The organism is Streptomyces sp. NRRL S-1022, assembly GCF_000720135.1.
In the GTDB taxonomy this organism is placed as follows: Bacteria; Actinomycetota; Actinomycetes; order Streptomycetales; family Streptomycetaceae; genus Streptomyces.
Genome location: NZ_JOIU01000022.1, coordinates 51,457 through 72,383, shown reverse-complemented (window position 1 = coordinate 72,383; position 20,927 = coordinate 51,457). Strand labels below are relative to the sequence as shown.

The 20,927-nt window shown below is 73.5% G+C and carries 20 protein-coding genes; 10 read left to right on the top strand and 10 right to left on the bottom strand.

Annotated features, from left to right (window positions below):
* The first annotated feature begins 6 nt into the window (after positions 1-6).
* The 5 genes from cobM (at position 7) to cobC (ending at position 5,850) form a co-directional block, all read left to right on the top strand.
* Entirely contained in the window at positions 7-825 is an 819-nt protein-coding gene (cobM, locus tag IG05_RS0129345; RefSeq protein ID WP_030347047.1) for a precorrin-4 C(11)-methyltransferase, read from the top strand.
* Entirely contained in the window at positions 822-2,069 is a 1,248-nt protein-coding gene (locus IG05_RS0129340) for a bifunctional cobalt-precorrin-7 (C(5))-methyltransferase/cobalt-precorrin-6B (C(15))-methyltransferase (protein ID WP_030347046.1), read from the top strand. Before cobM ends, IG05_RS0129340 begins: the two co-directional genes overlap by 4 nt.
* Positions 2,066-3,769, top strand: coding sequence for a precorrin-3B C(17)-methyltransferase (gene cobJ, locus IG05_RS0129335; RefSeq protein ID WP_030347045.1), 1,704 nt, complete (start codon positions 2,066-2,068; stop codon positions 3,767-3,769). The genes IG05_RS0129340 and cobJ overlap by 4 nt, the downstream gene beginning before the upstream one ends.
* A 79-nt stretch (positions 3,770-3,848) precedes the next feature.
* Positions 3,849-4,766 carry a sirohydrochlorin chelatase gene (locus IG05_RS0129325; protein ID WP_030347044.1) on the top strand — a complete coding sequence of 306 codons (918 nt, stop codon included), beginning with the start codon at positions 3,849-3,851 and terminating at the stop codon, positions 4,764-4,766.
* Positions 4,756-5,850: an Rv2231c family pyridoxal phosphate-dependent protein CobC gene (cobC, locus tag IG05_RS0129320; protein WP_051790383.1), complete on the top strand. Its 1,095-nt coding sequence runs from the start codon at positions 4,756-4,758 to the stop codon at positions 5,848-5,850. Before IG05_RS0129325 ends, cobC begins: the two co-directional genes overlap by 11 nt.
* Positions 5,851-6,683: 833 nt before the next feature.
* On the opposite strand, the gene IG05_RS0129315 is transcribed toward cobC, so the two are convergent.
* The 5 genes from IG05_RS0129315 to IG05_RS0129295 form a co-directional block, all read right to left on the bottom strand.
* On the bottom strand, positions 6,684-7,592 hold the full coding sequence (locus tag IG05_RS0129315) for an SCO1860 family LAETG-anchored protein (RefSeq protein ID WP_030347042.1): 909 nt from the start codon (positions 7,590-7,592) through the stop codon (positions 6,684-6,686).
* 156 nt (positions 7,593-7,748) lie between these two features.
* Positions 7,749-8,840, bottom strand: a complete 1,092-nt coding sequence (locus IG05_RS0129310; protein WP_030347041.1) for an amidohydrolase family protein — start codon at positions 8,838-8,840, stop codon at positions 7,749-7,751.
* Between the two features lie 18 nt (positions 8,841-8,858).
* Complete coding sequence (locus IG05_RS0129305) at positions 8,859-9,653, bottom strand: amino acid ABC transporter ATP-binding protein (protein ID WP_030347040.1); 795 nt, start codon at positions 9,651-9,653, stop codon at positions 8,859-8,861.
* Complete coding sequence (locus IG05_RS0129300; protein WP_030347039.1) at positions 9,650-10,483, bottom strand: amino acid ABC transporter permease; 834 nt, start codon at positions 10,481-10,483, stop codon at positions 9,650-9,652. The genes IG05_RS0129305 and IG05_RS0129300 overlap by 4 nt, the downstream gene beginning before the upstream one ends.
* Positions 10,480-11,328: a transporter substrate-binding domain-containing protein gene (locus IG05_RS0129295; RefSeq protein WP_030347038.1), complete on the bottom strand. Its 849-nt coding sequence runs from the start codon at positions 11,326-11,328 to the stop codon at positions 10,480-10,482. The genes IG05_RS0129300 and IG05_RS0129295 overlap by 4 nt, the downstream gene beginning before the upstream one ends.
* A gap of 138 nt (positions 11,329-11,466) precedes the next feature.
* Between IG05_RS0129295 and IG05_RS0129290 the strand changes: the two genes are divergently transcribed.
* The 5 genes from IG05_RS0129290 to thpD all read left to right on the top strand — a co-directional run bounded on the left by IG05_RS0129290 (position 11,467) and on the right by thpD (position 16,050).
* Positions 11,467-12,567 (top strand): pyridoxal-phosphate-dependent aminotransferase family protein, encoded by a 1,101-nt coding sequence (locus IG05_RS0129290; RefSeq protein ID WP_030347037.1) that lies wholly within the window; start codon positions 11,467-11,469, stop codon positions 12,565-12,567.
* A gap of 351 nt (positions 12,568-12,918) precedes the next feature.
* Positions 12,919-13,437, top strand: coding sequence for a diaminobutyrate acetyltransferase (gene ectA / locus IG05_RS0129285; RefSeq protein WP_030347036.1), 519 nt, complete (start codon positions 12,919-12,921; stop codon positions 13,435-13,437).
* 13 nt (positions 13,438-13,450) lie between these two features.
* A complete protein-coding gene (gene ectB, locus IG05_RS0129280; RefSeq protein ID WP_030347035.1) occupies positions 13,451-14,722 on the top strand; it encodes a diaminobutyrate--2-oxoglutarate transaminase in 1,272 nt (423 codons plus the stop codon).
* 23 nt (positions 14,723-14,745) lie between these two features.
* Positions 14,746-15,150, top strand: a complete 405-nt coding sequence (locus IG05_RS0129275; protein WP_030347034.1) for an ectoine synthase — start codon at positions 14,746-14,748, stop codon at positions 15,148-15,150.
* A 6-nt stretch (positions 15,151-15,156) separates the two neighbouring features.
* On the top strand, positions 15,157-16,050 hold the full coding sequence (thpD, locus tag IG05_RS0129270; protein ID WP_030347033.1) for an ectoine hydroxylase: 894 nt from the start codon (positions 15,157-15,159) through the stop codon (positions 16,048-16,050).
* Between the two features lie 63 nt (positions 16,051-16,113).
* Here the strand turns inward: thpD and IG05_RS0129265 are convergent, their stop codons facing one another.
* From IG05_RS0129265 to IG05_RS0129245, 5 genes are all read right to left on the bottom strand, one after another.
* Entirely contained in the window at positions 16,114-17,175 is a 1,062-nt protein-coding gene (locus IG05_RS0129265; RefSeq protein ID WP_030347032.1) for an aminotransferase class V-fold PLP-dependent enzyme, read from the bottom strand.
* 94 nt (positions 17,176-17,269) lie between these two features.
* Positions 17,270-17,989, bottom strand: coding sequence for a DsbA family oxidoreductase (locus IG05_RS0129260; RefSeq protein ID WP_030347031.1), 720 nt, complete (start codon positions 17,987-17,989; stop codon positions 17,270-17,272).
* A 75-nt stretch (positions 17,990-18,064) separates the two neighbouring features.
* On the bottom strand, positions 18,065-18,571 hold the full coding sequence (locus tag IG05_RS0129255; protein ID WP_030347030.1) for a GNAT family N-acetyltransferase: 507 nt from the start codon (positions 18,569-18,571) through the stop codon (positions 18,065-18,067).
* A gap of 220 nt (positions 18,572-18,791) precedes the next feature.
* Positions 18,792-19,388 carry a DUF1349 domain-containing protein gene (locus IG05_RS0129250; protein WP_030347029.1) on the bottom strand — a complete coding sequence of 199 codons (597 nt, stop codon included), beginning with the start codon at positions 19,386-19,388 and terminating at the stop codon, positions 18,792-18,794.
* A 5-nt stretch (positions 19,389-19,393) separates the two neighbouring features.
* Positions 19,394-20,923: an aldehyde dehydrogenase (NADP(+)) gene (locus IG05_RS0129245; RefSeq protein ID WP_078894579.1), complete on the bottom strand. Its 1,530-nt coding sequence runs from the start codon at positions 20,921-20,923 to the stop codon at positions 19,394-19,396.
* Between the last annotated feature and the right edge of the window lie 4 nt (positions 20,924-20,927).

Here is a 20,927-nt window from a genome sequence, read left to right as displayed (position 1 = left end):
ATTCCCATGGCCGAAGCCCCCACCGGCAAGGTGACCTTCGTCGGTGCCGGCCCCGGCGCCGCCGACCTGCTGACGTTCCGTGCCGCCCGGGCCATCGCCGAGGCCGACGTGGTGATCTGGGCCGCGAGCCTGGTCCAGGCGGAGGTCCTCGAACACGCCCGCGAGGACGCCGAGATCCTGGACTCGGCGACCATGTCCCTGGAGGACGTGGTCGCCGTGTACCGACGTGCGTTCGAGGAGGGGCTGAAGGTCGCCCGGATCCACTCCGGCGACCCGGCCCTGTGGGGCGGCACGCAGGAGCAGCTGGACCGCTGCCAGGAGATCGGCATCGCGACCGAGGTCGTCCCGGGTGTGTCGTCCTTCTCCGCGGTGGCCGCGCTCGCGCAGCGCGAGCTGACGATCCCCGAGGTCGCGCAGTCGGTGGTGCTGACCCGGCTGGGCGGCGGCAAGACGCCGATGCCGCCCGGCGAAGAGGTGCGCGAGTTCGCCCGGCACGGCACCACGATGGCGGTCTTCCTGTCGGCGGCGCGCAGCGGGCAGCTGGTGCGCGAACTGCTGGAGGGCGGCTATCCGACGGACACCCCCGTGGTCGTCGCCTACCAGGCGACCTGGCCGGAGGAGCTGGTCGTGAGGTGCACGATCGGCACGCTGGAGGAGACGGTCAAGGAGCACAAGCTCTGGAAGCACACGCTGTTCCTGGTCGGCCCGGCGCTGGACGCCAGCGGGACGCGGTCGCACCTGTACCACCCGGGCCACTTCCACGGCTACCGCAAGGCCGACCCGGAGGCGCGGCGGGCGCTGCGCGAGCAGAGGGCGAAGAGTTGATCACGGTCGTCGGCGCGGGGACGGGGACGCCCGTCCCCGAGGACGTCCTCGCGGGTGCCGCACTGGTCGTCGGCGGCCGCCGGCACCTGGACGCGGTACGGCTGCCGGCGGACGCCGAGCGGGTCGTGCTCGGCCCGCTGGCGCCGGCGCTGGACGTCGTCGAGCGGCACCTGGAGAAGGCGGGCCGGGTGGTGGTGCTGGCCTCCGGCGACCCGGGGTTCTTCGGGATCGTGCGGGTGCTGGCCGAGCGGTTCGGGCCGGGGCTGCTGGACGTGCGGCCGGGGGTGTCCTCGGTGGCGGCCGCGTTCGCGCGGGCCGGGCTGCCGTGGGACGACGCGGTCGTGGTCAGCGCGCACGGCCGGGAGCTGCGTACGGCGGTCAACGTGTGCCGGGCGCGGCCGAAGGTGGCGGTGCTGACGGGACCGGGCGCCGGTCCGGCGGAACTCGGGGCGGCGCTGTCGCAGGACCCGTCCGCGCCGGGCGGGCGGGTGCTCGTCGTCGCCTCCGCCCTCGGGTCCGCGCGGGAGCGGGTCGAGCGGGTCACGCCCGCCGAGGCCGCCGCCCGGGACTGGGGCCCGGACGTCAGCGTGGTGCTGTGCCTGGACGAGGGCCGGCCCCTCGGCGGGGTCCGTACGGTCGCGGGGGCGCCGGCCGGGCCGGCCGGCTGGGCGCTGGCCGAGGACCGGTTCGCGCACCGGGACTCGATGATCACCAAGTTCGAGGTCCGGGCGCTGGCCCTGGCCCGGCTGGGGCCGCGCCTCGGCGACCTGGTGTGGGACGTGGGCGCCGGGTCGGGCTCGGTCGCGGTGGAGTGCGCGCGGCTCGGCGCGGCCGTCGTCGCCGTCGAGAAGGCCCCGGACGGGGTGGCGCGGATCCGCGCCAACGCGGACGCCCACGGCGTGGACGTGCGGGTGGTGCACGGCTCGGCTCCCGCCGCCCTGGCGGGGCTGGACGATCCGGACGCCGTCTTCGTCGGCGGCGGAGGGCGCGAGCTGCCCGCCGTCGTCGGCGCGTGCGCGCGGCGGGCCCGGCGGACCGTGGTCGTCGCCATGGCCGCCCTCGACCGGGTGCCGGCGGCGCGCGCGGCGCTGACGGAGGCCGGCTTCACCTGTGACGGGGTGCTGTTGCAGTCGTCGCGGCTGGCGCCGCTGCCCGGGGACGTGACCCGGCTGGCGGCCACCAATCCTGTGTTCCTGCTGTGGGGCGTGCGCACCCCGGCGTCTAGTGAAGGAGTTGCCCAGTGATCGGCCTCATTTCCGCCACGGCGGCGGGAGCGGCGGCGCGGGACCGGCTGGCCGCGGCCTGGCCGGACCGGACGCGCGTGTACGAGGGTCCCGTCGGGGAGGCCGTACGGGCCGCGTTCGCCGAGTGCGGGCAGCTGGTGTGCTTCCTGGCGACCGGCGCGGTGGTACGGCTGCTCGCGCCGCTGCTCGGTGACAAGGCGGCCGACCCCGGTGTGGTCTGCGTGGACGAGAGCGGCCGGTTCGCGGTGTCGCTGGTCGGCGGGCACGGCGGCGGTGCCAACGAACTCGCCCGCGAGGTCGCGGAGTTGCTGGGCGCCGAGCCGGTGGTGACGACCGCGACGGACTCCGCCGGGATGGCGGGTCTGGACACGCTCGGGCTGCCCTGCGAGGGTTCGGTCGCCGCGGTCTCCCGGGCCCTGCTGGACGGCGAACCGGTCGCGCTGGAGGCGGAGGTGCCGTGGCCGCTGCCGCCGCTGCCGGTCGCGCCGCAGGGGGCGTACACGATCCGGCTCACCGACCGTGCCGTGCCGGCCGGTGAGCGGGAGGTGCTGCTCAGGCCGCCGTCGCTGGTGGTCGGGGTCGGCGCGTCGAAGGGCGCGCCGGCCGAGGAGATCCTCGACCTGGTCGGGGAGGCGCTGCGGGAGGCGGGGCTGTCGCCCCGGTCGGTCGGCGAGCTGGCCACCGTGGACGCCAAGGCCGGGGAGGCCGGCATCGTGGCCGCCGCCGAGCGGCTCGGGGTGCCCCTGGTGACGTACTCGGCCGAGGAGCTGGCGGGCGTGGCGGTGCCCAATCCGTCGGCGGCGCCGCTCGCGGCCGTCGGCACCCCGTCGGTGGCCGAGGCCGCCGCCCTGGTGCGCGGCGGTGAACTCCTCGTGCCCAAGCGGAAGTCCGAGCGTGCCGACGGGCAGCCGGCGATGGCGACCTGTGCCGTGGTACGGCGGCCGGCGCGCGGGCGGCTCGCGGTGGTCGGGCTCGGTCCGGGCGCCCGGGACCTGCTCACCCCGCGTGCGGCGGCCGAGCTGCGGCGGGCCTCGGTGCTGGTCGGGCTCGACCAGTACGTGGACCAGATCCGCGATCTGCTGCGGCCCGGCACCCGGGTGCTGGAGTCGGGGCTCGGCGCGGAGGAGGAGCGGGCCCGTACGGCGGTCGCGGAGGCCCGCAGGGGGCAGGCGGTGGCGCTGATCGGCAGCGGGGACGCGGGCGTGTACGCCATGGCCTCCCCGGCGCTCGCCGAGGCGTCCGACGACATCGACGTGATCGGGGTGCCCGGGGTGACGGCCGCGCTCGCCGCCGGGGCGATCCTCGGCGCGCCGCTGGGCCACGACCACGTGTCCATCAGCCTGTCCGACCTGCACACGCCGTGGGAGGTCATCGAGCGCCGGGTGCGCGCCGCGGCCGAGGCGGACCTCGTCGTCACCTTCTACAACCCGCGCTCGCGGGGCCGTGACTGGCAGCTGCCCAAGGCCCTCGCGATCCTCGCCGGGCACCGCGCACCGGCCACGCCCGTCGGCGTGGTCCGCAACGCCTCCCGGCCGGACGAGTCGAGCCGGGTCACCACGCTCGCCGGACTCGACCCGGCGACCGTCGACATGATGACGGTCGTCACCGTGGGCAACACCGCCACCCGGACCGTCGCGGGGCGCATGGTGACCCCGCGCGGCTACCGCTGGCAGGAGAGCACCCGCGAGGAGACCCGGTGATCCGGCCCCTCCCCTGCCCGCCGTCCCCGCCGCAGCTGCCGTACCTGCCGTACCTGTTCGTCTCGTCTGAGGAGATCTCGTGACCACCCCGCCCGCCCTGCTCATCGCCGGCCACGGCACCCGTGACGACGCCGGAGCCGAGGCGTTCCGCGACTTCGTCCGGGAGCTGGGGCGCCGCCACCCCGGGCTGCCCGTCGCCGGCGGCTTCATCGAACTGTCCCCGCCGCCGCTGGGCGAGGCGGTCAGCGAGCTGGTCGAGCAGGGTGTACGCCGGTTCGCCGCCGTGCCGCTGATGCTGGTGTCCGCCGGGCACGCCAAGGGTGACATCCCGGCCGCGCTGGCCCGGGAGAAGGAGCGGCACCCGGGGATCTCGTACACCTACGGCCGCCCGCTGGGCCCGCACCCGGCGCTGCTGAGCGTGCTGGAGCGGCGGCTGGACGAGGCGCTGGACGGCGCGGACCGCGCGGAGACGACCGTGCTGCTGGTGGGGCGCGGCTCGACCGACCCCGACGCCAACGCCGAGGTGTTCAAGGCGGCCCGGCTGCTGTGGGAGGGCCGCGGGTACGCCGGGGTGGAGACGGCGTTCGTGTCGCTGGCGGCGCCGGACGTGCCGAGCGGCCTGGACCGGTGTGTGGCGCTGGGCGCGAAGCGGGTCGTGGTGCTGCCGTACTTCCTGTTCACCGGCATCCTGCCGGACCGGGTGCGGCGGCAGACCGAGGACTGGGCCGCCGCGCACGGGGACGTCGACGTGCGGTCCGCCGACGTCATCGGGCCGGAGCCGGAGCTGCTGGACCTGGTGATGGAGCGGTACGAGGAGGCCGTCAAGGGTGATCTGCGCATGAACTGCGACTCGTGCGTGTACCGGATCGCGCTGCCGGGCTTCGAGGACAAGGTGGGGCTGCCGCAGCAGCCGCACTTCCACCCGGACGACGACGACCACCACCACGGGCACGGGCACCACCATCACGGGGGGCACTCGCACAGCCATGCGCACTGAGGCGGCCGGCGGAGCCGGGCACGATCTGCGGCACCACGGGGACGCCGAAGTACGGGACGACGGGGCCGCGTTGGTCGACCTCGCCGTCAACGTCCGCGCGGACACGCCCCCGGCGTGGCTGCGGGAGGAGATCGCCGGCTCGCTGTCGTCCCTCGCGGCCTACCCGGACGGGCGGGCCGCGCGGGCGGCGGTGGCGGCGCGGCACGGGCTGCCGGTGGAACGGGTGCTGCTGACGGCGGGGGCGGCGGAGGCGTTCGTGCTGCTCGCCCGCGCGCTGAAGGTGCGCCGGCCGGTGGTGGTGCATCCGCAGTTCACGGAGCCGGAGGCCGCGCTGCGGGACGCCGGGCACACCGTGGACCGGGTGCTGCTGCGGGAGGAGGACGGGTTCCGGCTGGATCCTGCGGCGGTGCCGGAGGACGCCGACCTGGTGGTGATCGGCAATCCCACCAATCCGACGTCCGTGCTGCATCCCGCGGAGACGGTCGTCCGGCTCGCCCGGGCCGGGCGGACGCTGGTGGTGGACGAGGCGTTCATGGACGCGGTGCCGGGCGAGCGGGAGGCGCTGGCCGGGCGGACCGGGGTGCCGGGGCTCGTGGTGCTGCGCAGCCTCACCAAGACCTGGGGGCTGGCCGGGCTGCGCATCGGGTACGTGCTCGCCGCGCCCGGGATCATCGCCGAGCTGGAACGGGCCCAGCCGCTGTGGCCGGTGTCCACGCCGGCGCTGGCCGCGGCGCGGGCCTGCGTGGCGCCGCGGGCGCTGGCCGAGGCGGGACACGCGGCGCACCGCATCGCCGGGGACCGGGCGCACCTGGTGACCGGGCTGGCCGCGTTCGCTGCTCGCGGGGTGCGGGTGGTGGAGCCGGCGGAGGGGCCGTTCGTGCTGGTCCGCATGCCGGGCGCGGCAGGGGTACGGCGACGGCTGCGGGAGCTCGGCTACGCGGTGCGGCGGGGCGACACGTTCCCGGGACTCGGCACGGACTGGGTACGGCTGGCCGTCCGGGACCGCACGACCACGACCGCCTTCCTGAAAGCCCTGTCGGCCGCCCTGGATCCTCCCGCCGACCCGTCCACCTCGCCCGGCTGAGAGGCGAAGGCCCGGCGGCTACCGGCTGCGAGACGGAGACCCCGGCGGCCGCCGGCTGAGAGGCCGCGGCGCGGAGGGCGCCGGCTGACGACCCGGAGGCGGGCGGGAGGCCGGCGGCCCAGGGGCGGGAGGCTGACGGCCCAAGGGCGACCCACCCGAGCGCCATCGGCTGACGGCCCGAGGGCGGAAAGCCGGCGGCCCAAGAGCGAACCACCCCAGCACCGTCCGCTGACGGCCCGGCGCTGGAAGGCCGGCGGCCCAAGGGCGGACTGTCCGAGCGCCATCGGCTGACGGCCCAGGGTCGGGAGGCCGGCGGCCCAAGGGCGACCCACCCCAGCGCCATCCGCTGACGGCCCGAGGGCGGAAAGCCGGCGGCCCAAGAGCGAACCACCCCAGCACCGTCCGCTGACGGCCCGGCGTTGGAAGGCCGGCGACCCAGGGGCGACCCACCCGAGCGCCGTCCGCTGACGGCCCGGCGCTGGAAAGCCGGCGGCCCAAGGGCGGACTGTCCGAGCGCCATCGGCCGGCGGCCCAGGGGCGGACTGCCCGAGGGCGGAAAGCCGGCGGCCCAAGGGCGGACCGCCCGAGCGCCATCGGCCGGCGGCTCAAGGGCGGACCGGCCGAGGGCGGAAAGCCGGCGGCTCAAGGGCGAACCGCCCCGCCATCCGCTAAACGGCCCGGGACCCCGGGGGCTGCCTGCCGCTCGACGCCGAGGCCCCCCGGGTACGCCGAGGCCCTGCTGGGCCGGCTGTCCTGGTGGGCGGCGGCACTCCGGGCGGGCCGCGGGGCCGCTCCCTGCCCGGGGTGACGGCCGGGACGGGGAGCGGCAGGCGTCAGCGCTTCCTGCGGTAGGCCATGGTCACCGCTCCCCCGCCCGCCAGCAGCAGCGCCAGCGCGCCGCCCGCGATGTAGGGGGTCGCCGAGTCGCCGCCGGTCTCCGCGAGGCCGGCCTCGGCGGTGCCGCCCTGGGGGCGGGGGCCGCCGGCCGGGTCGTGGCTCGGTACCGGCGTGCCGGTGGGCGGGGCCATCGGGGACTCGCAGGTGGCCTCGGCCAGGGTGACCGTTCCCTCCACCCCGGCCACGCCGAGCTTCAAGGGGTCGACGGAGACCTTCAGTTCGAGGGCGGTCGCCGCGGCCGTACGGGTCGTGGTGCGCCGCTGGGAGAGGTCGAGGCGGACCTCGCCGACGCCGGGCACCTTCACCTCGGCCGGGCCGCCGGCGGTGAGGGTGACGCGCTTGCCGAGGACGGTGACGGCGCCGAGGACGTTCGCGGCGGCGGTGGGGGCCTTGCCGACCGCGCAGGTCGCCTCGGCGGTGACCGTGTCGGCCTCGATCAGGGACAGCAGGGGCAGGCCGGGCAGGTGCAGCCGGACGTGGGCGACCCGGACCGAGCCCTCGGCCCGCCGCTTGTCCACCGTGGCCCGGGCCTCGGCGGCGTCCGCGTCGAGGACGGTGAACGCCTTGCCGCCGTTCACGCCGTCGAGCCGGGCGGACAGTGCGGTCCGGTCGGCGCTCCGCGGTGCCCGGACCTCGTCGAGGGAGACCGTGAGCGGCACGTGCACGGTCTTGGCGAGCAGGGACACGTCGAGCCCGGTGCGCAGGACGACGGCGGAGGCGCGACCGTGGTCGCCGGTCGCGTGCGCGGTGCCCGCGCCCAGGACCGCCGGCGCCGCGGTGAGCGCGGTGGCCGTCGCGAGCGCGGCGAGACGGCGTGCGGGCATGCGGAAGTTGTTGCTGTTCAAGGCGGTGGGACCCCCAGACGGAACCTGCGTGGGACCCGTCAACCTTGTCCCCGGTGTGGGTGAACGGTCAGCGTTCCGGGGTTACTTCACCCGAACGTGGATTTCCCGCACGGTCATTCGAAGGAGCGGCGTCATGGGACGTCCGCTCTCGCCCGCCTACTCGACGACACGCCCGTTGAGCACCACCCGCCGCGGCGCCGCCAGCACCCGTACGTCGGCCCGGGGGTCGGCCTCGTACACCACGAGGTCGGCCGGGGCGCCCTCCTCCAGTCCGGGCCGGCCGAGCCAGCTGCGGGCGCCCCAGCTGGTGGCGGAGAGGGCCTCGACCGGCGGGATGCCGGCGGTGACCAGCTCGGCGACCTCCTCGGCGACCAGGCCGTGGGCGAGCGAGCCGCCGGCGTCCGTGCCGACGAAGACCGGGATGCCGGCGTCGTAGGCGGCGCGGACGGTGTCGTAGCGCCGCTCGTGCAGCCGGCGCATGTGCGCGGACCAGCGCGGGAACTTCTCGTCGCCGCCGTCGGCCAGCCGCGGGAAGGTGGCGATGTTGACGAGGGTGGGGACGATCGCGACGCCCCGCTCGGCGAACAGCGGGATCAGGTCCTCGGTGAGGCCGGTCGCGTGCTCGATGCAGTCGATGCCCGCCTCGACCAGGTCGCGCAGGGAGTTCTCGGCGAAGCAGTGCGCGGTGACGCGGGCGCCGAGCCGGTGGGCCTCGGCGATCGCCGCCTCCACCGCCCCGCGCGGCCAGCAGGGGGCGAGGTCGCCGAGGTCGCGGTCGATCCAGTCGCCGACCAGCTTGACCCAGCCGTCGCCGCGCCGGGCCTCCCGGGCGACGTAGGCGACGAGGTCGTCCGGCTCGATCTCCCAGGCGTAGTTGCGGATGTAGCGGCGGGTGCGGGCGATGTGCCGGCCCGCCCGGATGATCTTCGGCAGGTCGTCCCGGTCGTCGATCCAGCGGGTGTCGGAGGGCGAGCCCGCGTCCCGGATCAGCAGGGTGCCCGCCTCCCGGTCGGTGAGCGCCTGCTTCTCGGCGGTCTCCGCGTCGACGGGGCCGTGCGCGTCGAGGCCCACGTGGCAGTGGGCGTCGACCAGGCCGGGCAGCGCCCAGCCCTCGACCGTGGTGATGTCGCGGGCGCCGGCGGGGCGGTCGTAGGAGATCCGCCCGCCGACCACCCACAGTTCGTCCCGGACGTCCTCGGGCCCCGCCAGAACCCTGCCCCTCAGGTGCAGCACCGCGCCATCGCTCATGCACCGCACCCTAACGACCTACGGCTCGGACTTCCCCACCTGGTCGGAGGTCTCCTCCTCGACCTCGGCCATCGCCGGGTCGAGCAGCCGGGACAGGAAGTGCCGGGTCCGCTCGTGCTGCGGGTCGCCGATCACCCGGTCCGGGCTGCCGTCCTCGACGATCACGCCGCCGTCCATGAAGACGACCCGGTCGGCGACCTCGCGGGCGAAGGTCATCTCGTGGGTGACGACCATCATCGTCATGCCCTCGTGCGCGAGCCGGCGCATGACGGCGAGGACGTCGCCGACCAGCTCCGGGTCGAGCGCGGAGGTCGGCTCGTCGAAGAGCATCACCTCGGGGCCCATGGCGAGCGCGCGGGCGATGGCGACGCGCTGCTGCTGGCCGCCGGAGAGGGAGGACGGGTAGGCGTCCGCCTTCTCCGAGAGGCCGACGCGGGCCAGGTTCTCGGCGGCGACGCGCGCGGCCGTCGCCTTGTCCCGTCCGAGGACCCGGCGCTGGGGCAGCGTGAGGTTCTCGGTGACGCTCAGGTGCGGGAAGAGGTTGAACTGCTGGAAGACCATGCCGATGCGGCGGCGTACGGCGTCGATGTCGACGTCGGGGTCGGTCACCTCGGTGCCGCCGACGAACACCTGGCCCTTGGTGGGCTCCTCCAGCAGGTTCACGCAGCGCAGCAGCGTGGACTTGCCGGAGCCGGAGGGGCCGATGACGCAGACGACCTCGCCCTGGCCGATCTCCAGGTCGATGCCGCGCAGCACCTCGTTGTCGCCGAAGGACTTGTGCAGTCCGCGGACCTCGATCTCCGGACGGCTCACCGGATCGCCTCCTGGGCCTTGGCTTCCATACGGCGGACGACGAAGCTGAGCGGGATGGTGACCAGCAGGTAGCACAGGCCCGCGACCAGGATCGGCGTGGAGTTGGCGGTCGTACTGGCGAGGTCTCGGCCGAACTTGGACAGTTCCCGCTCCTCCAGGGTGACGCCGAGGAACAGCACCAGCGAGGAGTCCTTGAAGAGCAGGACGAGTTCGTTGGTGAGCGGCGGCAGGATGATCCGGAAGGCCTGCGGGACGATGATGGAGACCATGGCCCTGGCGGGCGAGAAGCCGAGCGAACGGGCCGCCTCCATCTGCCCCTTGGGCACCGCCTGGATGCCGGCCCGGATGGTCTCGGCCATGTAGGCGGCCGAGACCAGGCCGAGCGCGATGGCGACCTTGCCGTACGTCCCGCCGGGAATCTCCGTGCCGGGGAAGGCGAGGGGCAAGGCCACCCCGACGAAGATGAAGATCAGCAGGGCGGGCAGGCCGCGGAAGATCTCGATGTAGACGCCCGCCAGCCAGCGGTACGGGCCGACGGAGGACAGCCGCATCAGCGCGATGACCATGCCGAGGACGAGTCCGACGACGAAGCCGGACAGCGTGTAGAGCACGGTGTTCTTCAGCGCCAGCGTGAGGACGTCCGGGAACATCTGCTTCGCGATGTCCGCCTGGGCGAACTGGTTCTGCAGCCGGCCCCAGTCGGCCGTGACCGCGAAGGCGATCACGGCGGCGGCGAAGACGGCGTACTGCACGCCCCGCGAGATGCCGCGCTTCTGCCGCCGGGTCAGTCCCTTCTTCTTCGGTTGCAGCTGTACGTCCGTGTCGGTCATGAGGCGGCGGGGGAGGCCACGGACGGGTTGTACGGGCCGATCCACTTCTCGTAGATCTTCTTGTACGTGCCGTCGGCCTTGGCGTCCTTGAGGGCCTTGTCGATGGCGTCGAGCAGCGCCTTGTTGCCCTTCTTGACGGTGAAGCCGTACTGCTCACCGGTCTTGAGGTTGTCGACGACCTTGAACTTGTCCGCGTTGGCCTTGTCCTTCAGCCAGCCCTGGACCACGGGGTAGTCGATGACGACGGCCTGGACCTGGCCGGTGCGCAGGCCGTTGAGGACGGCGTCGGAGGACTCGAAGGAGATCGGGTCGTAGCCCTTGCCCTTGACGTAGTCCTCGCCGGTGGTCTGCGCCTGGGCGCCGAGCTTCTTGCCCTTGGCCTTGACGTCGGCGAGCGAGTCGATGCCGCTGCTCTTGTCGACGAGGACGGCCTGGGTGGCCTCGAAGTACGGGTCGGAGAAGTCGACGTTCTTCTTGCGCTCGGCGGTGATGGTCATGCCGGCGGCGGCCAGGTCGCACTCCCCGGAGTTCAGGAAGGCGCCGGTCTTGAAGTTCTCGAAGGGCGTGTCGAGGATCTGCTGCTTGACGCCGAGGTCCTTGGCGACGAGGTCGATGAGGGAGACGTCGAAGCCCTGCACCTTGCCGTCCACCTCCGACTGGAACGGCGGGTAGGGCAGGTGGGTGCAGGTGGTCAGCTGACCGGCCTTGGCCAGGTGGACGCCCTTGACGGTGGTCTTGCCGCTCCCCGAGTCGCTGGAGGAGCAGCCGGCCGCGACGAGCACGAGTGCGGCGGTCGCGGTGGTGGCGGCCAGGAGGCGGGTCCGGCGCCCTGCGAGCGTTTTCATGGGGAGATCTCCTGTGGGGGAACTGAGGCTTCCGATTATAAGGAAGGGTTTGAGTCTCTCAAATCAAACCGATGGCCACGAGGGCTTTCGACCTAAGATCGGTGGAGTCGACCTCCCGAGAGCGAAGAGAGCACCGCCGTGACCCACCCCTTCCTCGATCTGCCCCCGCTCACCGCCGAGCGTTTCGCCGCCATCGAGGACGGGGTGGCCCGGCTGCTGGACACCCGGCAGGACGTCCTGATCACCCAGGGCGAGGCGCTGCTGCCGCTGGAGGGCGCGATCCGCGCGGCGGCCGGTCCGGGCACGGTGGCCCTGAACGTGATCACGGGCCCCTACGGGCAGACCTTCGGCGGCTGGCTGCGCGACGCCGGCGCCACGGTGCACGACCTGTCCGTCCCCTTCCACACGGCGGTGACCGCCGGGCAGATCCGGGAGGCGTTCGCCGAGCACCCGGAGATCGATTTCGTGTCGCTGGTGCACGCCGAGGCGGCGACCGGCAACACCAACCCGGTCGCGGAGATCGGCGAGGTGGTACGGGCGCAGGGTGCCCTCTTCTACCTGGACGCGGTGGCCTCCGTGGGCGCCGAGCCGGTGCTGCCGGACGCGTGGGGCGTGGACCTGTGCGTGATCGGGGCGCAGAAGGCGATGGGCGGGCCGGCGGGGGTGTCGGCGATCTCGGTGAGCGAGCGGGCGTGGGCCCGGATGGCCGCCAACCCGAACGCCCCGCGCCGCTCCTACCTGTCCCTGCTGGACTGGAAGGAGCGCTGGACCGACGCCGGCCGCAAGGCGCTGCCGCACGCTCCGGCCCAGCTGGAGATGCTGGCGCTTCAGGCGTGCCTGGAGCGGATCGAGTCGGCCGGCCTGGAGACGGTGATGGCCCGGCACCGGCGCGCCGCGCTGGCCTCGCGGGCGGGTGCGGTCGCGCTGGGCGGGGGCCTGGAGCCGTACGTGCATCAGGAGCGGGACGCGGCGCCGGTCGCCACGACCCTGCGGGTGCCGTCCGGGGTGGTGGCCTCGGAGCTGGTGGCCCGCGCCCTGGCGGCGGACCCGGCGCTGCCGCTGGCCGCCGGGGGCGGTGCCCTGGCGAAGGAGATGATCCGCGTCAACCACTACGGCGCCGACGCGACGCGGGACGCGGTCCAGGCCTCCCTCGCGGCACTGGGCGCGGCGCTCGCCGGGCAGGGGCTGCCGGTGGACCCGGCCGCCGCCCGGCGGGCCGTGGAGAACGTCTGGCGGTAGCCGGCGGTGTGTCACCGCTCCGGAGGGTTCCGGCATCACTCCGGAACGCACTGAAAACGGCTCGCGCACACTACGCGGGCCGTTTTCTCATCTCTGATTCCAATTACTTTCACAATCTCCGCCAATTCTGCGGGCGATAGCTTCCCGTTTTCTTCTGCCCGGTTTTTGCAGAGCTAAACAGGAGAGTTTGCCGACCGGTTTCCGTCGGTTTACGTCCTGTGACACAGTCCACAGCGCGGGAGTTTTGTTCCGATTTTCCTGGGGGCATTCCGGACATATCACCGACCCGGTGCGCGCCCCCGGCGATCACTCCCGTGCATTTTCGAATTCACCTCGCTAAATTCGTGCCGCATGACTGCCGCACCAGCAGACCTGCTCATCGAACGGCCGGCGACGACCGACGGAGCCGCGCTCTGGCGTCTCGCCAAGGACTCGAAAACCCTGGATCTCAACTCCTCCTACAGCTATGTGCTGTGGTGCCGGGACTTCGCCGGCACCTCGGCGGTGGCGCGCGGTGCGGACGGGGAGCCGGTCGGCTTCGTCACCGGATACCTCCGGCCGGACCGCCCCCGCACCCTGCTCGTCTGGCAGGTGGCCGTCGACCCCGGGCACCGGGGCCTCGGCATCGCCGCCAGGCTGCTGGACGGGCTGACCGCCCGGCTCGCCGCCGAACGCGGCATCACCGAGCTGGAGACCACCATCACGCCCGGCAACACCGCCTCCGAGCGGCTGTTCACCTCGTTCGCCGAGCGGCACGGCGCCGGGGTCACCCGCGAGGTGCTGTTCCCGGCCCACCTGTTCCCGGACGGCCCGCACGACCCCGAAGTGCTGTACCGCATCGGCCCGCTGACCGACTTCACCGCCCACTGAGGAGCGATTCACCGTGACCATCACCCAGCCCGACCTCAGCGTCTTCGAGACCCTGGAGTCCGAGGTGCGCAGCTACTGCCGCGGCTGGCCCACCGTCTTCGACCGTGCGCAAGGCAGCCGGATGTACGACGAGGACGGTCATGCGTACCTCGACTTCTTCGCCGGTGCCGGATCGCTCAACTACGGTCACAACAACCCGGTGCTGAAACGGGCGTTGATCGACTATCTGGAGCGTGACGGTGTCACGCACGGCCTGGACATGTCGACCACGGCGAAGCGGTCGTTCCTGCGGGCCTTCCAGGACCTGGTGCTGCGTCCGCGCGACCTGCCGTACAAGGTCATGTTCCCGGGTCCGACGGGCACCAACGCCGTGGAGTCGGCGCTGAAGCTGGCGCGGAAGGTGAAGGGGCGCGAGGCGATCGTGTCGTTCACCAACGCCTTCCACGGGATGTCGCTGGGGTCGCTGGCGGTGACCGGCAACGCGTTCAAGCGCGCCGGTGCCGGTGTTCCGCTGGTGCACGGCACGCCGATGCCGTTCGACAACTACTTCGACGGCACGGTCCCGGACTTCCTGTGGTTCGAGCGGCTGCTGGAGGACCAGGGCTCGGGTCTGAACCGGCCGGCCGCGGTGATCGTGGAGACGGTGCAGGGCGAGGGCGGCATCAACGTCGCGCGTCCGCAGTGGCTGCGCGCGCTGAAGGAGCTGTGCGAGCGGCAGGACATGCTGCTGATCGTCGACGACATCCAGATGGGCTGCGGCCGTACCGGCGCGTTCTTCTCCTTCGAGGAGGCCGGGATCACCCCGGACATCGTGACCGTGTCGAAGTCGATCAGCGGTTACGGGCTGCCGATGTCGCTGTGCCTGTTCAAGCCCGAGCTGGACGTGTGGGAGCCCGGCGAGCACAACGGCACCTTCCGCGGCAACAACCCCGCCTTCGTCACCGCCACCGCCGCCCTGGAAACCTACTGGACCGACGGTTCCGCCATGGAGAAGCAGACCCGCGCCCGGGGCGAACAGGTCGAACAGGCCCTCATCTCCATCACCGAGGAGAACCTCGCCGATGTGAAGGAGTACCGCGGACGCGGGCTCGTGTGGGGCCTGGAGTTCCGCGACAAGGAGCGGGCCTCGCGCATCGCGCGGCGCGCCTTCGAACTCGGACTGCTCATCGAGACGTCCGGCCCCGAGAGCGAGGTCGTCAAGCTGCTGCCCGCCCTCACCATCACCCCCGACGAACTGGACGAGGGCCTGAGCGTCCTCGCCCGCGCCGTCCGGGAAACCGCCTGACAGCAAGGAGGAAGCGCACCCCCATGATCGTCCGATCCTTCAAGGACATCGAAGGCACCGACCGGCACGTGAAGGCCGCGTCCGGCACCTGGGAGAGCAAGCGGATCGTCCTCGCCAAGGAGCGGGTCGGCTTCTCCCTGCACGAAACGATTCTCTACGCCGGGACCGAGACGTCGATGTGGTACGCCAACCACATCGAGGCCGTCGTCTGCACCCAGGGCGAGGCCGAACTCACCGACCACGAGGCCGGGAAGACGTACACCATCACCCCCGGCACCATGTACCTCCTCGACGGGCACGAGCGGCACACGCTGCGCGTCAAGGAGGACTTCCACTGCATCTGCGTGTTCAACCCGCCGGTCACCGGCCGGGAGGACCACGACGAGAACGGCGTCTACCCGCTGCTCACCGAGCCCGAGGAGGTGTGACACACGATGACCACTGCCATCGTCACCGATCTGTACCCCACCCGCGGCACCGGCGAGGTGACCGTCCCCCGCCAGGACCCGGTCGTCTGGGGCTCCCCGGACACCCCCGGCCCCATCCCGGCCGCCGGCCTCCAGGCGTACGAGCGGGACGGCTTCCTCGCCGTCGACCAGCTGATCACCCCGGACGAGGTCGAGGTGTACCGGCGTGAGCTGGACCGGCTGGTCGCCGACCCGGCGATCCGTGCCGACGATCGCTCCATCGTGGAGCCGAAGTCCCAGGAGATCCGCTCGGTCTTCGAGGTGCACCGGATCAGCGAGGTGTTCGCGAAGCTGGTCCGCGATCCGCGCGTGGTCGGCCGCGCCCGGCAGATCCTCGGTTCGGACGTGTACGTCCACCAGTCCCGGATCAACGTCAAGCCGGGCTTCGGCGCGAGCGGCTTCTACTGGCACTCGGACTTCGAGACCTGGCACGCCGAGGACGGCCTGCCGAACATGCGCACGGTATCCGTCTCGATCGCGCTGACCGAGAACCACGACACCAACGGCGGCCTGATGATCATGCCGGGTTCACACAAGACGTTCCTGGGCTGCGCCGGCGCCACGCCGAAGGACAACTACAAGAAGTCCCTGCAGATGCAGGACGCGGGCACGCCGTCGGACGAGGCACTGACCGCGCTGGCGAGCGAGTACGGCATCCGGCTGTTCACCGGCAAGGCCGGCTCGGCGACCTGGTTCGACTGCAACGCCATGCACGGCTCCGGCGACAACATCACGCCGTTCCCGCGCAGCAACGTCTTCATCGTGTTCAACAGCGTGGAGAACACCGCGGTGGAGCCGTTCGCGGCGCCGGTGCGCCGGCCCGAGTTCATCGGGGCGAGGGACTTCACCCCGGTGCGCTAGCCGCCCGAAGGACACCGGGCCGGGGCCTCCTCGTGTGGGACGGGAGGCCCCGGCCCGGTCATGTCAGCCGGACAGCGCGTCGAGCAGCCGGTCCACGTCCGCGGCCGTGGTGTAGAGGTGGAAGGCCGCGCGCAGGTTGCCGGCGCGGTCGGAGACCTCGATGCCCGCCTCGCTCAACTCCGGCTGGCGGAAGCCGAGTCCGGGGACGGAGACGATCGCCGAGCCGGGGGCGGCCACCGGCTCGTGGCCGAGGCCGGCGAGTCCCGCCCGGAACCTCTCGGCGAGGGCGACGTCATGGGCGTGCACGGCGTCCACGCCGAGTTCCTCGATCAGCTCCAGCGAGCGCCGCAGTCCCGCGTAGCTGAACAGGGCGTGGGTGAGGTCGAACCGGCGTGCGGAACGGGCGAGTTCGGCGACCGGGCCGTAGCAGCTGTCCCACGGCTTCTCCGCGGCGACCCAGCCCGCGAGCAGCGGGGTCAGTCCGCCGAAGTCCTCGGGGACGGTGAGGAAGGCCGCGCCGTGCGGGCCGAGCAGCCACTTGAAGGTGACGGCGGCGGTGAAGTCGTAGGCGTCCGCGTCCATCGGCAGCCAGCCGGCGGCCTGGGAGAAGTCGACGTAGGTGCGGGCGCCGTGGGCGCGGGCGGCCTCGCGCAGGGCGGGCAGGTCGGCGATCCGTCCGTCGGCGGACTGGGCGGCGCTGACCGCGACCAGCGCGGTGCCCGGGCGGACGGACTCGGCGATCCGCTCCAGCGGGACCGTGCGGACCTTGAGGTCGCCGCGGACGTGGAAGGGGTTGAGCACGGAGGTGAAGTCGTCCTCGGCGGTCAGGACTTCGGCGCCCGCGGGCAGCGAGGCGGCGATCACGCCGGTGTGCGCGGCGACCGAGGCGCCCGCCGCGACCCGGCCGGCGGGGACACCGGCGAGCCGGGCGAACGCGGCCCGGCTCGCCTCCACGTCCTCGTACAGCGAGGTCAGCGGCCGGCCCTCGGCCCGCAGCAGCGCCGCCTCCTGGAGGGCGGCGACGGTACGGGCGGGCAGCAGGCCGTTGCTCGCGGTGTTGAGGTAGCTGCTCTTCGGACTGAACTCGGCGCGGACGAGGCTCTCGAACGTCTCCGTGGTCTCCATGGGTCTACTCTGCGGCCCAGGGAACTGCCCGTCCATTGCGATCTTTTACGTGGTTCCTCTTAGCGGCGCTTATAGGACGCCCCCGGCCAGGGTGTCAGCCGTGCTGCGGCACCGCGCACCCGTCCGGACCGCAGGCCGCGGCGTCCCCCTGGTCGACCAGCTTCAGCGGGGAGCGCTCGCCCCACGCCTGGGTCAGCGCCTGGGTGAAGACCTCGGCGGGCTGGGCGCCGGAGACGCCGTACTTCCGGTCGAGGACGAAGAACGGTACGCCGGTCGCGCCCAGCTCGGCGGCCTCCCGCTCGTCGGCGCGGACCTCGTCGGCGTACGCGTCCGGGTCGGCGAGCACCGCGCGGGCGGCCTCGGCGTCCAGGCCGGCCTCGACGGCCAGGTCCACCAGGCGTGCGTCGCCCTCGGAGAACAGGGACCGCTCCTCGGCGAAGTTCGCCCGGTAGAGGATCTGGATCAGCTGGTCCTGCCGGCCGTGCTCCTTGGCGAAGTGCAGCAGGCGGTGCATGTCGAAGGTGTTGCCGTGGTCGCGGTCCCGGGTGCGGTAGTCCAGGCCCTCGCCGGCGGCCTGTGCGCCCAGGTTGTCCTCGCCGGCCTGGGCCTGTGCCTCGCTCATGCCGTACTTCTTGGCCAGCAGGGGGACGACCGGCTGGACGTCGCCCTTGGCGCGGCCCGGGTCCAGCTCGAAGGAGCGGTGCACCACCTCGACCTGGTCGCGGTGCGGGAAGGCGGCCAGCGCCTTCTCGAAGCGGGCCTTGCCCACGTAGCACCAGGGGCAGGCGATGTCGCTCCAGATCTCGACGCGCATGTCTTCGGCTCTCTCCGGCTCGTACGGGTGCGGGGGCTCTCCCCGGCCGCTGCGTGAACCTTCAAGAACGCCGTTTCATTCCCGGGGCGGCACGGAGAAGTACAGGAAGAGGTGGTGGTCGTCGTCGGCGGGCGGGTGCCCGGGGTCCGGGAGCCAGCCCTGGCGGGCGTAGAAGGCCTGGGCGCGCCGGTTGTCCACGTGGACGTCGAGGACGGCCCGGCTCCTGCCCTCGGCGCGCCACTGCTCCACGCAGGCCGCGTGCAGGGCCGCACCGGTGCCGCGGCGCCAGCGGTCGGGGTCGACGTGGAACTGGTACAGCTTGACCGTGCCGGCGGGGCCGTCCTGCGGGGGCCGGAAGGAGGCGATGCCGGTGATCACGCCCTCCTCCACGACGCACAGCACCTGTCCGTCGGGACGCTCGACGGCGCCGCGCCAGGCGGCGGCCCAGTCGATGCCGTCGTCCGGGAGGCCGTCGGGGTAGTACGTCGAGCGGGCCCTGCGGTGCAGTGCGGCGATCCGCTCCGCCTCGGCGGGCAGGGCGGTGCGGATCACGCGGGTGCCCCTGACACGGTCATCGATCATGCAGCGGAAGACGCGGCCGCCCGCTACCCGGTTCCGTGGCGGCTGCACCTGGTCCGCCGGCCCGGCGGACCAGGCGGGCGCACGGAGCGCGCCGAGGAACTGCGGGAGACCCCCTCGCTGCCCACGTCGACGCCGGTACGCCCGCCGCGCCGGTGGCCGTCCTCCTGATGCCGTGGCGCCGGGCGGCCGGGGCGCCGCCGGCGTTCCCCGGCCCTGCTCCTCAGCTGCCGTCTCGCAGGTCGTCCGGTGCGCCGGCGGCGAACGCGATGCGGTCGTACCTCACGGCGCACCCCTCCCCCACCGGCGACTGGGCCAGGAACCCGACGAGCGCCGGGCCGGTGCCCTCACCGAGGGTGAAGAGCCGCACGAAGGTCCAGCGCTCCCCGTCCGGGGAGGCGTGGAAGGCGAAGGCCCGCCCGGTGCGGCTGACCCGCAGCCACACCGAGTCCCCGTCCACCGTGAAGGAGTTGGCGTCGTCGGAGTGGCCCCGGGTGACCACCGTGCAGACGGTCGGCACGTCCGGGGAGTACTCCAGACACAGCTTGGCCCAGGCCCGCTCGCCGGCGTGGACGTACAGCACCCCGGCGTCGAAGGCGGCACGGAAGCCCACGGTGACCCTGGCGGCCAGCCGGAAGTCCCCCTCGGGCGCCCCGAGCAGCCGGGGCGCGTCCGACGTGGGTGCGAGACCTTCCCCGGTGGGCGGTACGAACCGGTCCTGCCGGGCCCCGGCCGACCCGGTCAGCACACCGTCCGCATAGGACCAGTCGCCGTCCGGTCCGTACGCCGTGAGCGGGAAGGGCAGTTCGGGAAGCTGCAACTGCGTCACCGCTCCAGGACCCCGTTGAACCGCCGGGGAAGCCCCAGGGGGTTGTCGTCCCTCAGCTCGGCCGGCAGCAGGGCCTCGGGCGCGTTCTGGTACGCCACGGGCCGCAGCCACCGCTCGATGGCCGTACCGCCCACCGAGGTGGAGGTGGAGGTGGTCGCGGGGTACGGCCCCCCGTGGTGCTGGGCCGGTGCCACGGCGACACCCGTCGGCCAGCCGTTGACCAGCACCCGCCCGGCGAGCGGCGTCAACTCGGCGAGCAGCTCCGGCCCCCGCCCCTGCCCCGCGGCCTCCTCCAGGGACACCTGGACGGTCGCCGTGAGGTTGCCCGGCAGCCGCGACAGCACGGTCGTCGCCTCGGCCTCGGACGCGTAGCGGGCCACCACGGTGACCGGCCCGAAGCACTCTTCGAGGAGCAGGTCGTACGCCCCCTCCGCGCACAGCCTCTCCGCCGGCACCGTGAGGAACCCGGCGCTGACCGAGTGTTCGCCGCCCGCGCCCGGGGTGACCGGCGCGTCCACGTCCGGGAGCTGCGCCCGCTCGGCCACGCCGGCGATGAAGTCGTCCCGCATGCGGTGGTCGAGCAGCACCCCGGCGCCGGTGTCGCCGACGGCGTCGGCCAGGGACTTCACCAGCCGGTCGCCCGCGGCGCCGGAGGGCACCAGCACCAGGCCGGGCTTGACGCAGAACTGGCCCACGCCGAGGGTCATCGACCCGGCGAGGCCGCCGCCGATCTCCTCGGCCCGCTCGGCCGCCGCGGCCTCGGTGACCAGGACCGGATTGAGCGAACCCAGCTCGCCGTGGAACGGGATCGGCACCGGACGCGCGGCGGCGGCGTCGAACAGGGCCCGGCCGCCCCGCACCGAGCCGGTGAAGCCGGCCGCGGCGACCAGCGGGTGCTTGATCAGCTCCACGCCTGCCTCGAAGCCGTGCACGAGGCCCACCACGCCCTCGGGGACGCCGTGTTCGGCGGCGGCCCGGCGCAGCACCCCGGCGACCAGCTCGGACAGGCCCGGGTGGTCGGGGTGGGACTTGACCACGACCGGGCAGCCCGCGGCCAGCGCGCTCGCGGTGTCGCCGCCGGCCACGGAGAAGGCGAAGGGGAAGTTGGAGGCGGAGTAGACGGCGACGACGCCGAGCGGCACCTTGTAACGACGCAGGTCCGGGATGGGCGGGGTGGCCGTGTCGTCGGGGTGGTCGATGATGACGTCGAGGAAGGCGCCCTCGTCGACGATGCGGGCGAAGGCCCGCAACTGGTACGTGGTCCGGGCGAGTTCGCCGGTCAGCCGGGCCGGACCGAGCGCGGTCTCGGCGTCGGCGGTCTCGATCAGGCCGTCCCGGGCCGCGTCCAGGCCCGCGGCGGCGGAGCGCAGGAAGGCGGCGCGGACCGTGCGGTCGGCCAGGGCACCGCGCGCGGCGTGGGCCGCCCGGACCGCCGCGTCCACCTCCTGGGCTGTGGCCTCCACCGCAACCTGTTCACGCTGCTTCCCGGTGCGCGGGTCGACACTCCAGACTGGTGCTGCTGCCACCGCG

Bases quoted from the DNA above. Each gene is read 5' to 3' on its own strand.
- thpD (WP_030347033.1), top strand. From the start codon at position 15,157: ATGACCACTGCCATCGTCACCGATCTGTACCCCACCCGCGGCACCGGC.
- IG05_RS0129275 (WP_030347034.1), top strand. From the start codon at position 14,746: ATGATCGTCCGATCCTTCAAGGACATCGAAGGCACCGACCGGCACGTG.
- ectA (WP_030347036.1), top strand. From the start codon at position 12,919: ATGACTGCCGCACCAGCAGACCTGCTCATCGAACGGCCGGCGACGACC.
- cobM (WP_030347047.1), top strand. From the start codon at position 7: ATGGCCGAAGCCCCCACCGGCAAGGTGACCTTCGTCGGTGCCGGCCCC.
- IG05_RS0129310 (WP_030347041.1), bottom strand. From the start codon at position 8,840: ATGAGCGATGGCGCGGTGCTGCACCTGAGGGGCAGGGTTCTGGCGGGG.
- cobC (WP_051790383.1), top strand. From the start codon at position 4,756: ATGCGCACTGAGGCGGCCGGCGGAGCCGGGCACGATCTGCGGCACCAC.
- IG05_RS0129295 (WP_030347038.1), bottom strand. From the start codon at position 11,328: ATGAAAACGCTCGCAGGGCGCCGGACCCGCCTCCTGGCCGCCACCACC.
- IG05_RS0129255 (WP_030347030.1), bottom strand. From the start codon at position 18,571: ATGATCGATGACCGTGTCAGGGGCACCCGCGTGATCCGCACCGCCCTG.
- IG05_RS0129265 (WP_030347032.1), bottom strand. From the start codon at position 17,175: ATGGAGACCACGGAGACGTTCGAGAGCCTCGTCCGCGCCGAGTTCAGT.
- IG05_RS0129260 (WP_030347031.1), bottom strand. From the start codon at position 17,989: ATGCGCGTCGAGATCTGGAGCGACATCGCCTGCCCCTGGTGCTACGTG.
- IG05_RS0129300 (WP_030347039.1), bottom strand. From the start codon at position 10,483: ATGACCGACACGGACGTACAGCTGCAACCGAAGAAGAAGGGACTGACC.